General features: G+C 73.6%; 10 protein-coding genes and 1 riboswitch. Of the genes, 8 read left to right on the forward strand and 2 right to left on the reverse strand.

Features of this window, described 5'->3' with window-relative positions:
- Positions 1 to 12: 12 nt before the first annotated feature.
- Positions 13 to 939 (reverse strand): SIS domain-containing protein, encoded by a 927-nt coding sequence (locus J2S44_RS20815; protein ID WP_310416509.1) that lies wholly within the window; start codon positions 937 to 939, stop codon positions 13 to 15.
- A gap of 217 nt (positions 940 to 1156) precedes the next feature.
- Here J2S44_RS20815 and J2S44_RS20820 point away from each other — a divergent pair, with 217 nt between their 5' ends.
- A complete protein-coding gene (locus J2S44_RS20820; protein ID WP_310416512.1) occupies positions 1157 to 1942 on the forward strand; it encodes a DeoR/GlpR family DNA-binding transcription regulator in 786 nt (261 codons plus the stop codon).
- A gap of 161 nt (positions 1943 to 2103) precedes the next feature.
- Here J2S44_RS20820 and J2S44_RS20825 read toward each other — a convergent pair whose 3' ends face one another.
- The gene (locus J2S44_RS20825; RefSeq protein ID WP_310416515.1) at positions 2104 to 4461 is read right to left on the reverse strand and encodes an AAA family ATPase; all 2358 of its coding nucleotides are present in this window, start codon (positions 4459 to 4461) and stop codon (positions 2104 to 2106) included.
- A 67-nt stretch (positions 4462 to 4528) separates the two neighbouring features.
- On the opposite strand from J2S44_RS20825, the gene J2S44_RS20830 reads away from it, so the two are divergent.
- From J2S44_RS20830 to thrC, 7 genes are all read left to right on the forward strand, one after another.
- A complete protein-coding gene (locus tag J2S44_RS20830) occupies positions 4529 to 7360 on the forward strand; it encodes an alpha/beta fold hydrolase (protein ID WP_310416518.1) in 2832 nt (943 codons plus the stop codon).
- The gene (locus J2S44_RS20835) at positions 7357 to 8217 is read left to right on the forward strand and encodes an ABC transporter permease (protein WP_310416520.1); all 861 of its coding nucleotides are present in this window, start codon (positions 7357 to 7359) and stop codon (positions 8215 to 8217) included. The genes J2S44_RS20830 and J2S44_RS20835 overlap by 4 nt, the downstream gene beginning before the upstream one ends.
- Before the next feature lie 109 nt (positions 8218 to 8326).
- Complete coding sequence (locus J2S44_RS20840; protein ID WP_310416523.1) at positions 8327 to 10597, forward strand: sensor histidine kinase; 2271 nt, start codon at positions 8327 to 8329, stop codon at positions 10595 to 10597.
- Positions 10594 to 11022, forward strand: a complete 429-nt coding sequence (locus tag J2S44_RS20845; RefSeq protein ID WP_310416526.1) for a roadblock/LC7 domain-containing protein — start codon at positions 10594 to 10596, stop codon at positions 11020 to 11022. The genes J2S44_RS20840 and J2S44_RS20845 overlap by 4 nt, the downstream gene beginning before the upstream one ends.
- Positions 11019 to 11474 (forward strand): DUF742 domain-containing protein, encoded by a 456-nt coding sequence (locus tag J2S44_RS20850; RefSeq protein ID WP_310416529.1) that lies wholly within the window; start codon positions 11019 to 11021, stop codon positions 11472 to 11474. Before J2S44_RS20845 ends, J2S44_RS20850 begins: the two co-directional genes overlap by 4 nt.
- Positions 11458 to 12054 (forward strand): GTP-binding protein, encoded by a 597-nt coding sequence (locus J2S44_RS20855; protein ID WP_310416532.1) that lies wholly within the window; start codon positions 11458 to 11460, stop codon positions 12052 to 12054. Before J2S44_RS20850 ends, J2S44_RS20855 begins: the two co-directional genes overlap by 17 nt.
- An 88-nt stretch (positions 12055 to 12142) precedes the next feature.
- A riboswitch (SAM riboswitch) is annotated at positions 12143 to 12276 on the forward strand.
- A gap of 11 nt (positions 12277 to 12287) precedes the next feature.
- Positions 12288 to 13547, forward strand: coding sequence for a threonine synthase (gene thrC / locus J2S44_RS20860; RefSeq protein ID WP_310416536.1), 1260 nt, complete (start codon positions 12288 to 12290; stop codon positions 13545 to 13547).
- The last annotated feature ends 288 nt before the right edge of the window (positions 13548 to 13835 follow it).

Raw genomic sequence — 13835 nt, forward strand, 5'->3', positions numbered from 1 at the left:
CGTTCGCTGAGCTCACGTCAGGACGACCGAGCGGGTCAGGTTGCGCGGCGCGTCCGGGTCGAGACCGCGGGCGGCGGCGAGCGACACCGCGAAGCGCTGGGCCAGGATCAGGTCGGCCATCGGGTCGAGCGGCACCCGGCCGCCGTTCCAGCTGCCGAGCGCGGTGTGCCCGCAGTGGCCGCTGCTGTGCACGAACGTGGCGCCGGCCGCCGCGACCGACTCGTCCAGCCCGGCCGGGACCTCGCCGAACGCCCATACCACGCGGTGCGGCGCGGCGATCGCGATCGGGCCGTGCCGGTAGTCCATCGCCGGGTACGCCTCGGCCCAGAAGTTCGCGGCCTCGCGGCACTTGAGCGCGGCCTCCTGCGCCAGCCCGACGGTCCAGCCACGGCCGAGGAAGGTGATCTGCTCGGCCCGCGCCGGGTCGACCGGCAGCGGCGTGCGCACCGCGACCTCGGCGTCGGTGATCGCGTCGGCCAGGTCCTCGCCGAGGTGCGCGCGGAGCAGCGCGAGCGCGCTGGTGGCGAACCGGGTCTGCACGACCGAGCGCTCGTCCGCGAACGGCATCGCGACCATGTCCGTGGCGAGCCGCGCGGCGGGCGTGCCGGCGTCACCCACGATCACCGTGGTGGGGGTGCCGGTCAGCGCGGCGAGCAGGTCGACGACCTCGGTGGTGGTACCGGACCGGGTGATCGCGACCACCCGGTCGTACCGTCGGGAGATCGGGAACTCGGAGGACTGGAACGCGTCCGTCTCGCCCAGGCCGGCCTGTTCCCGCAGCGTCGCGTAGGCCATGGCCATGAACCATGAGGTGCCGCAGCCGGTCACGGCCACCCGCTCGCCGGGCCGGCCGAGCACGTCGGCGTGCTCCGGGGCGAGGGCGGCGGCGGTGCGCCAGCAGTCGGGCTGACTGGCGAGTTCTTCGTCGACGAAGGCCATTCCAACACCCCTCCATGGAACCGGGACGGGCACGGGCCGTGCTGCGCAGAACGGCTCGTTTCATCGCTGTTTCGCGCGCCATTGTGCTCAGATTCCGGGGTTGGCGGCAAGCATGAACAACTTCGCGCAGCACGGCGGTTTGCTTAGCGGTCCTTTCGAGCATTACTGTGCACCAAATCACTCAGCGTGTGCACGGTTGCGCGGGAGGAGGCCGGCGGTGGATCGGTATGTGCGCTGGAACGCGCTGCTGGAACTCCTCACGGACAGCGGCCGGGTCAGCGTGGAGGACGCCGCGGCGCACCTCAACGTGTCGCAGGCGACCATCCGGCGCGACTTCGACCAGCTCGCCCAGCAGCAGATGATCATCCGTACCCGGGGCGGTGCGGTGGCCAACGGCGTCTCCTACGACCTCCCGCTGCGCTACAAGACCGCGAAGCACTCGGCGGAGAAACAGCGCATCGGTGCCGCGGCCGCCGCGCTGGTCGCGCCCGGCCAGGTCGTCGGCCTCAACGGCGGCACCACCACGACCGAGGTCGCCCGGGCGCTGGCCGTCCGCCCCGACCTGAACACGAACGCCGAGGGCACCCAGCTCACCGTGGTGACGAACGCGCTCAACATCGCGAACGAGTTGCTGGTCCGCTCGCAGATGAAGATCGTCGTGGCCGGCGGCGTGGTCCGCCCGCAGTCGTTCGAACTGGTCGGCCCGCTCGGCGGCGCGCTGCTGCGCGAGGTCACGCTGGACCTCGTCCTGCTCGGCGTGAACGCGATCGACGTGAAGCTCGGCGCCGCCGCCCACCACGAGGGCGAGGCCGCGATGAACTCCCTGATGGTCGGCCGCGCCAAACGCGTCGTGATCATCGCCGACTCGTCCAAGCTCGGCGGCCACGCCTTCGCCCGCATCTGCCCGATCGACCGCGTCGAGACGCTGGTCACCGACTCCGGCGCGACCCCGTCCGTGATCGACGAGTTCGAGACCGCCGGCGTCCGCGTCATCACCGCCTGAGACCCGCAAAAACCCTCAGAAGCGGATTTCCCGCTCCCGGCGTGGCCGCTGCCCGCATGCTCCCGCGGGCACCGGTCGTCGCCGGCGCTCCTCCCTGCCGGTGCCGGCGCGGTCCCCGAAACCGGGCCACCGGCCCGCACCGGAGAGCCGGCCGCGGTGGGTCAGCGGGAGCGGGACTCGGCGTAGGCGGCGAGGTGGGCGACCTGGGCCGGGTCGAGGGAGGGGCGGATCCGGTCGCGGGCCGACGCCACGTGGGCGGCGGTGACCGAGGTGGCGTCCAGGGACTCGCGCATGGCGGCGAGCGCGGCCTCCCGGATCAGCGCGGCACAGTCGGCGGCGGAGAAGTTCTCCAGCGCGGTGCCGAGCGCGGCCAGGTCGACGTCGTCGGCGAGCGGGACCGGCTTGGCGGCGGCGCGCAGGATCGCGGTGCGGGCCTCGGCGTCCGGCGGCGGGACGTAGACGATGCGCTCCAGCCGGCCGGGGCGCAGCAGCGCGGGATCGATCAGGTCGGGCCGGTTGGTGGCACCGATGACCACGACGTTGCGCAGCGACTCGACGCCGTCCAGCTCGGTGAGCAGCGCGGCGACCACCCGGTCGGTGGTGCCGCCGTCGCTTCCCTGGCCGCGGACCGGCGCGAGCGCGTCCACCTCGTCCAGGAACACCAGCGTGGGCGCGGCTTCCCGGGCCCGGCGGAACAGCTCACGGACCGCGCGCTCGCTCTCGCCGACCCACTTGCTGAGCAGCTCCGCGCCCTTCACCGACAGCACGTTCGCCTTGCCGGAGCCGGCGACCGCCTTCACCAGGTACGTCTTCCCGCAGCCGGGCGGGCCGTAGAGCAGCACACCGCGCGGCGCCTGCACGCCGAGCCGGGCGAACGTGTCCGGGTAGGTCAGCGGCCACAGCACCGACTCGGTGAGCAGCTCCTTGACCTCGGCCATGTCGCCCACGTCGTCCAGCGTGACCCGGGCCAGCTCCAGCGTGGACTCGGCCATCGACGTCGGCCGGACCACCTCCAGCGCGGCCGAGAAGTCCGCCATCGCGATCGTCGGCGTCTCCGGTGCGTCCGCCTTCTGCCGCAGCGCCGCGCGGACCGCGGCCTCCCGGGTCAGCGCCGCCAGGTCGGCGGCGACGAAGCCGGGCGTCCGGCCGGCCACGTCGTCCAGCAGGACGTCCTCGGCCAGCGGCATGCCCCGGGTGAGCACGTCAAGCTGTTCGCGGCGCAGCGCGGCGTCCGGCAGCGACACGCTGATCTGCACGGACAGCAGGTCGGGTGCGCGCAGCCCCGGGTCCAGCTCCTCGGGCCGGCTGCTGGTGCAGACCACGGCCGTACCCGCCTTGATCAGGCCCGTGACGACCTGCCGGAACACGGTCGCCAGCGGTCCGGCGTCGGCCCGCGGGACCAGAGCGTCCACGTCCGCGACCAGCAGCACGCCGGGCCGGTCCGAGCCGGTGAGTGCCTCGGCCGCGGCACGCAGCCGGCGGGCCGCGGCCTCGTTGCTGAGCGCGGCCAGCTCCGGTGCCCAGATCGCGGCCACGCGCGCGCCGACCGCGGCCGCGACGGACCGGACCAGCACGCCCTTGCCGGACCCGGCCGGGCCGGTGATCAGCACACCGAGCGAGACGGTCGCGCCCAGCCGGCCCAGCACCTCCCGGTGGTGGAAGCCGAGGTCGAGCAGCTCGCGCAGCTCGTGGGCCTGGGCCCGGAGACCCGGCAGGTCCTCGACCGGCGGCACCGACTCGCCGTTCGCCGCGTCCTCGACGATCTCCCCCTCGACCGGGTCCGCGGCCGGTGTCGCGTCCGCGCCGGCGGTCCGCCACGCGGCGGTGGCGGCGGTGCCGCCGGCGGCCGGCGCGACCGGGGACGCGGGCGAGGTGGCGGGCGACGGCGGGGCGGGCGCACGGCGTACCGCCGATGGTCTTGCGTGGAAGGTCTGGCCGTGGGTGGTGTGGCCGCCGGCCCAGGTGACCACGGTGTCCATGGTGACCAGCGCGCCGTCCGAGTCCGTCACGGACTCCACGCGCAGCAGCGTGGTCGTCCAGCCGAAGCCGACCGTGTTGGCCAGGCTGCGCCGCGCGGTCTGCACCAGGCTCTGCGTGGCGGCGTCCGGCAGCACGTCCTGCGGCAGCAGCGACACGTCGTCCCCGGCCGTGACCACCTTGCCGAGCAGCGCGAGCCTCAGCATGTCGGCCGAGACCGCGACCACGATCTCCGGCGCGCCGGAGAGCACCACGCGGCGCGCGCCGGTCGTCGGGATCGGCGTGACCGTGATCTGCCCGCCCTCGCGCAGCCCGAGGTTGCCGAGCACCAGGTCGTCCGCGTAGAGGATCGCGCGGCTCGACGTCGGCTCGGCGAGCGCGACGATGCCCGCGGTGGTGCGCTGCCCGGACAGCCGGACCGGGTCGCCCGGGTGCAGGCCGAGCGCGGCCAGCACCTCCGGGTGCAGTCGCACGATCCCCCGGCGCGCGTCCAGCGCGGCCGGTCGAAGCATCACGGTCAGCGTCAGCTCAGCATCGCCCACCCCAGCGACACTAGCGTGATCACGCTTCACCGGGTCGGTTCAGCCGTTCCGCCGTAGGCTCGGCGCCATGCTCCGTGCTCTGACCGGCCGGTTCCGCCGTGCCCTACCGCGCCTGACGCCCCGCCGCGCGATCGCCGGCTCGGCCGCGCTGGCACTGGTCGCGGGCCTGACCGGCTGGGCGGTGTGGCCGGCGGACCCGGGTTTCACGTTCCAGGACCGCATGCTGACGGTACGGTCCGGGCCGACCGGCGACGAACCGGTCATGCTGGACACCCGCTACTTCCTGCCGGACGGCGCGTCCGAGACGCGGAAGGTGCCCGCGCTGCTGCTGGCGCACGGGTTCGGCGGCGACATGCACAGCGTGCACGCGCAGGCGGAACGACTGGCGGCCGAGGGCTACGCGGTGCTCACCTGGACCGCGCGTGGGTTCGGGCGCAGCGGCGGGCAGATCCACCTGGACAGCGCGGACCACGAGGTGAAGGACGCGCAGCGGCTGCTGGACTGGCTGGCCGCGCGGCCCGAGGTGCGGCTGGACGCGCCCGGCGATCCGCGGGTCGGCGCGCTCGGCGGTTCCTACGGCGGCGCGCTCGCGCTGCTGCTGGCCGCGCAGGACTCCCGGGTGGACGCGATCGTGCCGATGATCACATGGAACGACCTGGCCCGCGCGTTCCTGCCGAACGCGGCCGGCGGCCCGGTCGCGGACGGCGTCTTCAAGAAGGCCTGGGCCGGCACGTTCTTCTCGTCCGGCGCGAGCGGCGGTGCGAGCGGTGGTGGTGCCAGCGGCGGCGCGAGCGGCAGTCCCGGCGGCGGGCCGTCCGGTGGCGTTCCCGGTGCCGTACCCGCCGGCCTCGACCCGGCCTGTGGCCGGTTCGCCCCGGACGTGTGCGCGGCGTTCCAGACGATCGCGACCACCGGCCGTGCCACCCCGGACGCGGTGGCCGTGCTGGACCGCTCCAGCCCGGCCCGCGTCCTCGACCGGATCAAGGCACCCACGCTGCTGGTCCAGGGCCTCGCCGACACGCTCTTCCCGCTGTCCGAGGCGGACGCGAACGCGCGTGGCATCGCCGCGAACGGCACCCCGGTCCGGGTCGCCTGGTACGCGGGCGGCCACGACGGCGGCGCCGGCCCGCGCACCGACCGGGACCGGGTGGACGCGCTGACCCGCGAGTGGCTGGACCACTACGTGGCGGGTACCGCGGGCACCCCGGCGACCTCGTTCGTCTACTCCCGGGTGGCCGGCTTCGACGCGATGGACCGCGGCCTGGTCACGAACGCGTACACGATCGCCGACTACCCGGGCCTGACCGGTGAACCGGCCGTGGCGGTCGGGGTGGCCGGCCCGCCGCAGCGGATCGCGAACCCGCCCGGCGGCAACCCGGCCGCGATCTCCTCGCTGCCCGGCGCCGGGAGTGCGCTCTCCTTCGTGCTCGGCGCCGCGGTCTCCGACCTGCCCGGTCAGCACGCGTCGTTCGTCTCCGAGCCGTTGGCGGACGCGCTCGACGTGGGCGGCTCGCCGCGGCTCCGGCTGCGCGCCGCGTCACCGACCGGCGAGGCCGTGCTGTTCGTGAAGCTCTACGACGTCGACCCGGACGGCGGCGGCACGCTCTCCGAGGGCCTGGTCGCACCGGTGCGGCTGACCGGCCTGCCGGCCACGATCGACGACGCGCAGCCGGTCACCGTCACTCTGCCCGGGATCGTCCGCCGCATCGACGAGGGGCACCGGCTGCGGATCGTGGTGGCCACGTCGGACCAGGCGTTCGCCGGGCCGGCCGCGCCCGCGGTCTACACGGTCGCGGTCGAGCCGGCGGTGAGCCTGCCCGTGCCGGGCGGCACCCCGATCGCGAGCCCGGACGCGGTGTGGCGCTGGGTGCTGGCCGGTCTGCTGGCCGTGATCGCGCTCGGCCTGGCCGCGGTGTTGCTGATCGCGCGGGCCCGGCACCGCCGGATCGACCGCTCGGTCTCGGCCGAGCACGCGGACACGCCGCTGGTCGTCGAGGGGCTGCGTAAGGAGTACGCGGACGGCTTCGTCGCCGTGTCCAGGGTGGACTTCACGGTCCGGCGCGGCCAGGTGGTCGGCCTGCTCGGCCCGAACGGGGCCGGCAAAACCACGACGCTGCGCGTGCTGATGGGCCTCACCCAGCCGACCCGCGGCGAGATCCGGATCTTCGGGCATCGGCTGACGCCCGGTTCGCCGGTGCTGTCCCGGGTCGGCGCGCTGGTCGAGGGGCCGGGCTTCCTGCCGCACCTGACCGGCGAGCAGAACCTGCGCGCCTACTGGAAGGCGACCGGCCGGCCGTGGGCGGACGCGCGCTTCGAGGAGGCGCTGGAGATCGCCGGACTCGGCGACTCGGTGCACCGGCGGACCCGCAAGTACAGCCACGGCATGCGGCAGCGGCTGGCGATCGCGCAGGCCATGCTCGGGTTGCCGGAGCTGCTGGTGCTGGACGAGCCGACGGACGGCCTGGACCCGCCGCAGATCGCGGAGATGCGCCGGGTGCTGCAGCGGTACGCCACGGACGGCCGGGCCGTGCTGGTCTCCAGCCACCTGCTCGCCGAGGTGGAGCAGACCTGCACGCACGCGGTGGTGGTGAACAAGGGCACGATCGTCGCGTCCGGCCCGGTCGAGGAGATCGTCGGTGACTCGCCGACCGTGCAGCTGGACGTGGACGACCCGGCCGCGGCGCGGGCCGTGCTGGACGGCCTGGACGGCGCGCGGTTCCTGGCCGAGGCGGACAACGGCGGCCTGGTGGTGGACCTGACCGGCACGCCGCGCCGGGAGCTGGTGGCGGCGCTGGTCCGGGCCGGGGTGGGGGTCGACCGGGTGGTGCCGCGCCGGCGCCTGGAGGACGCGTTCCTGGCGCTGGTCGGGGACAACTCGCGGGGGAGTGGGGACCGATGAGCGGTGCGGGTGCGGTGGGTTACCGGCCGGGGCGGACGCTGTCGTTCGGGGCGGAGTTCCGGCGGCAGGCCACCCGGATGCGTACCCGGCTGGCGCTGGGTTTCATGGTCCTGCTGCCGTTGATCATCTTGATCGCGTTCCAGTTCGAGACGAACGAGGAGGACGACGGCACCGGCGGCGGCGAGTTCGGCAGCCTGATCGATCTGGCCACGTCCGGCGGTCTCAACTTCACGCTGTTCACGCTGCTGGTCTCCGCCGGTTTCATGCTCGGCGTGGTGGTGGCGCTGTTCCACGGCGACGCCGTGGCCAGCGAGGCGAGCTGGGGGAGCCTGCGGTACCTGCTGGCGATCCCGGTGCCGCGGGCGCGGCTGCTGGCCGTGAAGCTGGCGGTGGCGCTCACCTACTCCGGGCTGGCGCTGCTCACGCTGGCCGGCACCGCGCTGCTGCTCGGCACGGCGCGTTACGGCTGGTCGCCGCTGCGGAGCACGGTCGCGGCCCAGATCCCGGCGGGCGAGGGCCTGCTGCGCCTGCTCGGCGTGGTCGGCTACCTCGCGGTGACGCTGCTGGTCACCGCGGGCCTGGCGTTCCTGCTGTCGGTGCTGACCGACGCGCCGCTCGGCGCGGTCGGCGGCGCGGTGCTACTGGTGATCCTCTCCAACATCCTGGACCAGATCACCGCGCTCGGCGACCTGCGGAACCTGCTGCCCACCCACTTCTCCGACGCCTGGCTGGGCCTGCTCTCCACGCCGGTCCAGACGGACGACATGGTCAAGGGCACCATCTCCGCGGTCTGTTACGCCACGCTGTTCTGGTCGATCGCGTTCTGGCGCTTCACGCGCAAGGACGTCACTTCGTAGGCGTCACCCGTTGGTGGCAGGTTCGCACATCGCGTGCGACGGCCGCCCGGCTCCGTGAACGACCGTCTGTCGCGCGACGGTCACGCACGGATCACCGGGAAGGCGTCACATGTGGAACTCGCGACGCTCCATAGTGGAGCGCACCTCGGCGGTGCCGGGGCACCGGCGGCCGATCGTCCCCGAGTGGAGGACCGAGCCGCCCGGTCCGAGACCGCCGGGCCGGGCCACGATCCGCGGCCGGGTCGCGCGCCTGCTGGTGGTGCCGCTCGCCGCGATCCTGCTGCTGCTCGGCGACCTGGTGATCAAGGAGGTCGACGAGTACTCGGCCGCGGACGGCGCGACCGCCACCACCGAGCTCGGCATGGCCGCCCAGGGCCTGGTGCACCAGCTGCAGCTGGAGCGTGACCTGACCGCGCTGGTGCTGGCCGGTGGCGCGCGGTGGCGCGCCGACCTGGCCGGGCAGCGGCTCCGGGTGGACTCGGCCCGGACCGCGCTCAGCGGCCTCCGGGACGCCGAGGGCCCCGGGCCGGAGGCGGTGCGCACGACCGTCGCGCAGCTGGAGGAGCTGGGCCGGCTGCGCGTGGAGGTGGACGCCGGCCGGATCGGGCGGCAGCCGGCCGTCCAGTCGTACACCGACCGGATCGCGGCGCTGAACCGGATGGACATCGGGCTGGACGCGCCGTTCCCGGACCCCGACCCGGAGCTGCGCCGGGGCCTCGCCGCGATGCAGGCGCTCTCCGACGCGAAGGAGGCCACGTCCGCCGCGCGCGGTCTGCTCGGTGCCGCCCACGTGCGTGGCGTGTTCGAGGACGGCGAGCAGGCCGGGCTGGCCGCGCTGTTCGCCGTGCGGCGGGTGGCGCTGGCCGACGCCGACCGGTACGTCTCCGCATCGGTGCAGGACCGGCTGGAGCGCGCCGCCACCGGCCCGGACGCCACCGCGGTCACGGCCGCGGAACAGGCCGTCGCCTCCGGCTCGCCCAAGGGCGACCCGGAGGGCTGGCTGCGCGTGACCACCGTGCTGCTCGACGAGCTGGCCGCCACGCAGTCGCTGGTCGCGGACGACATCCGGGCCCGCACCGACGACCTGCGCGAGGAGGCGACGGTCGACCTGCTCGGGCTGGGCGCGGTGATCCTGCTGGCGCTGATCGGTGCGCTGCTGCTCGGCCGGTCCGCCACCACCGGCATCACCCGCCCGCTGGCCCGCCTGGTGAGCGAGGCGGACGCCGCCGCGGTCCGGCGCCTGCCCGCGGCCGTGGCCCGGCTGCAGGACGGCACCGGCGCGGAGCCGCCGCCACCGGTGGTGGTCTCGGGCAATGCCGGTGCGGAGATCCGGTCCGTGGCGGACGCGCTGAACCGGCTGCAGTCCTCCGCGTACGGGTTGGCCGCCGAACAGGCCGTGCTGCGCCGCAACACCGTCGACTCGATGGCGAACCTGGGCCGCCGCAACCAGAACCTGCTGCGCCGCCAGCTGAGCTTCATCACCCAGCTGGAACGGGAGGAGACCGACCCGGCCGGCCTGGCGAACCTGTTCGAGCTGGACCACCTGGCCACCCGCATGCGCCGCAACGCGGAGAGCCTGCTGGTGCTGGTCGGCGAGGCGACGCCGCGCAGCTGGTCCCGGCCGCTGCCGATGTCGGACGTGCTGCGCGCCGCGATCGCGGAGGTTGAGGACTACCGGCGGGTGTCGCTGCGCCGGATCGACGACGCGTTCACGGCCGGTGCGTACGTGGCCGACCTGGCCCACATGGTCGCGGAGCTGGTGGAGAACGGGCTGACGTTCTCACCACCGGACTTCGACGTGGAGGTGCACGGCCGGTGGGTGGACGACGGGTCGTACCTGATCGCGGTCGTCGACCAGGGGGTGGGCATGAGCCCGGAGGAGCTGGCCCGGGCGAACGCGCGCCTGTCCGGCGCGGAGTCGTTCACGGTCGCGCCGACGAAGTTCCTCGGCCACTACGTGGTGGGTCACCTGGCCGCGAAGCTCGGCGTGCGGGTGGAGATCTGCCAGTCGCCGGTGACCGGCACGACCGCGCGGGTGCGGCTCCCGGCCCGGCTGCTCGCGCCCGCCCCGGAGCCTACGACCGTGACCACGGCCACGACCACCACGTTCTCCATCGACGCGGTGCAGGTGCCGCCACCACCGGGGCTGGTCCCGCCGGTCACGCCGGTCCCGCCGGCGGCCGACGTCACGGAGAACGGCCTGGTGAAGCGGGTGCGCCGCGCGCAACGTGCCGCGGTGCCGCGTCAGACGCCGGCCACCCGCGCCACGGCGGAACGGCCCGTGCCGGCCGACATCGGCGCCACCATGACGGCACTGCGGCGCGGCCTGCGTCTCGGCGCCTCCGACACCCGATCCGACGAGAATGGGAACCCGCGATGAGCATCGGTGCCGGGCCGGACACGGCGCAGCGCTTCAACTGGCTGATCACCAACTTCGTCCGGGGTACGGCCGGGGTCCGCGACGCGGTCGCCGTCTCCTCCGACGGCATGCTGATCGCCACCTCGGCCGGCCTGGTCCGGGCCGAGGCCGACCACCTCGCGGCGATCGTGTCCGGGCTGACCAGCCTGGCCCGCAGCGCGTCCCGCCGGTACGACTTCGCCGGTCTCAAACTGATCATGATCGAGATGACGTCCGGCTTCCTGATCGTCTCCGCGCTCGGCGGTGGCACCTGCCTCGGCGTGGTGGCGGACGGCGACGCGGACGTGGCGCTCATCGGGTACGAGATCGCGCTGCTCGGCGAACGCGTCGGCGACCTGCTCACGCCGGCCCTGATCGCGGAGTCCCGGCGGGTGCTGCCGGCATGAACGACGACGCGCTGCCGCGGGTGCCGGACCCGCGGATGGTCCCACCGTGGGAGCGCCCGGCCGAGCCGTTGCCCCGCCGGATCGCGGGCGCGGACGGCACCGCGGACGACCGTCCCGCCGAGGACGACGTGATCCGGCCGTTCCTGCTGACCGGGGGCCGGACCCGGCCGCTGCGCGACGGGCTGCGGCTGGAGACCCAGGTCCGGGCGTCACCGGCCGCGCTCTCCGCGCCGCTGCGGTTCGAGCTGCGCCGGATCGTCCGGCTCTGCCAGGACCCGTGCGCGCTCGCGGACGTCGCCACGCACCTGCGGGTCCCGGTCGGGGTGGCCCGGGTGCTGGTCGCGGACCTCGCGTCGGACGGCTACCTGACCGTGCTGGAACCGGCGGAGCACCCGTCCGAACTGCCCATCGAAATGATCGAGAGGATCGTCGACCGTGTCCGTGCCCTCTAGCGCGGCGACCGCCCCGGTGGTCGTGAAGATCGTGATCAGCGGTGGCTTCGGGGTGGGCAAGACCACCTTCGTGAGCGCCATATCCGAGATCGAGCCGCTGCTCACCGAGGCCGACATGACCGAGGTCTCGCGCGGCGTGGACGACGTGCACGCGGTGGCCGGCAAGACCACCACCACGGTCGCGCTCGACTTCGGCCGCATCCACCTGGACACGTCGCTGATGCTGTACCTGTTCGGCACGCCGGGCCAGGACCGGTTCTCCTTCCTCTGGGACGACCTGGTCGACGGCGCGCTCGGCGCGGTGGTGCTGGTCGACACGCGCCGGATCGAGGACAGCTACCCGGCGGTCGACTACTTCGAGGACCTGGGCATGCCGTTCCTGCTCGCGGTCAACCCGTTCGACGGCGCGCCCCGGTTCGCGATCCCCGAGGTGCGGGAGGCGCTCGGCGTCGGGCCGGAGGTGCCGATAGCGGAGTGCGACGCCCGCTCGCGCGGCGCGGTCAAGGGCACGCTGGTGACGCTGATGGAACAGGTGCTGAGCCGGCGCCTGCGGGCGATGGCGGAGCATGCCGGTGCGTGAGTGAACGGCGACGACTAGCTCACACCTCGGGATCGGCTGGTGGAGATCCGGAAATCTGCCCGTAAACTCGACCGCATCACAACTGAATACCTCATCCAGAGGGGCTGAGGGATACGGCCCGACGACGCCCCGGCAACCACCCCCGCATGCTCGACGACGAGCCGCGAGGGCAGGTGCCAATTCCGTCCCCGTCACACGGTGTGGCGATGGGAAAGATGAGAGGACACCTCCTCATGACGTCTGCCGTCAGCCCTGCCCGCGCCCTCGTCTGTCGCGGTTGCGGCGCCGAGTTCCCGCTGGCCGCCCAGCACGCCTGTTACGAGTGTTTCGGCCCGCTCGAGGTCGCCTACGACACCGACGCGCTGAAGAAGGTCACCCGCGAGCAGATCGAGGCCGGCCCGGACAACATCTGGCGGTACGCGGCGCTCCTCCCGGCCGGCCAGGACCCGGCCGACCGGATCACGCTGAACCCGGGCATGACGCCGCTGGTCTCCGCGCCCGCGCTCGCCGCGGAGCTGGGCATGACCGGCGCGCTCTGGGTGAAGGACGACTCCGCGAACCCGACGCACTCGTTCAAGGACCGGGTCGTCTCGGTGGCGCTGTCCGCCGCCAAGGGCCTGGGTTTCACCCGGTTCGCCTGCGCCTCCACCGGCAACCTGGCCAACTCGGTCGCCGCCCACGCGGCCCGTGCCGGCGTGCCGTCGATCGTCTTCATTCCCTCCGACCTGGAGCAGGGCAAGATCATCACCACCGCGGTGTACGGCGGGCAGCTGGTGGCGATCGAGGGTTCGTACGACGACGTCAACCGCCTGTGCAGCGAGCTGGTCGAGACGGACGAGTTCGAGGACACCGCGTTCGTGAACGTCAACGTCCGGCCGTACTACGCGGAGGGCTCGAAGACGCTCGGCTACGAGGTGGCGGAGCAGCTCGGCTGGCGCATCCCGGAGCAGGTCGTGATCCCGATGGCCAGCGGCGAGCTGCTGACCAAGGTGGACAAGGCGTTCTCCGAGCTGGTCGAGATCGGCCTGGTGGACGCGCCGGCGAACGGCTGGACCGTGTTCGGCGCCCAGTCCGCCGGCTGCAACCCGATCGCGGTCGCGCTGCACGAGGAGACGGACGAGATCCGCCCGGTGCGCCCGACCGGCATCGCGAAGTCGCTGAACATCGGCGACCCGGCCGCGGGACTCTACGCGCTGGAGGCGGTGCGCCGTACCGGCGGCTGGATGGACTACGCGGAGGACGACGAGATCCGCGACGCGATCCGGCTGCTGGCCCGCACCACCGGCGTCTTCGCCGAGACCGCGGGCGGCGTGACCACGGCGGTGCTGGCCAAGCTGGTCAAGTCCGGCAAGCTCGACCCGTCCAAGGAGACGGTCGTCTACAACACCGGCGAGGGCTTGAAGACGCTGGACGCCGTGGCTAGCCTCGTGGGACCGACACACACCGTCAAGCCGTCGCTGCGCTCCGCCCGCGAAGCGGGCCTGTTGGGGTAGTTCCGCGAAGCGGGCCTGTTGGGATAGTTCCGCGAAGCGGGCCTGTTGGGATAGTTCCGCGAAGCGGGCCTGTTGGGATAGTTCCGCGAAGCGGGCCTGTTGGGGTAGCTCCGCGAAGCGGGACTGTTCGGATAGCACGCGGCGGTCCCGCCGAGCCGATTGATCACCCTCCGGGGTGGCGGTCGAGGCTGTCGGTAGCGGAATGTCTTGACGTGATCCTTGCAACAACGCAAAATGCTCCGTGCGGGGAGACGCAACGCCGTAAGAGTTGCGGATCCTGAGCTTGGC

The sequence above is a fragment of the Catenuloplanes niger genome, from assembly GCF_031458255.1.
Lineage (GTDB): Bacteria > Actinomycetota > Actinomycetes > Mycobacteriales > Micromonosporaceae > Catenuloplanes > Catenuloplanes niger.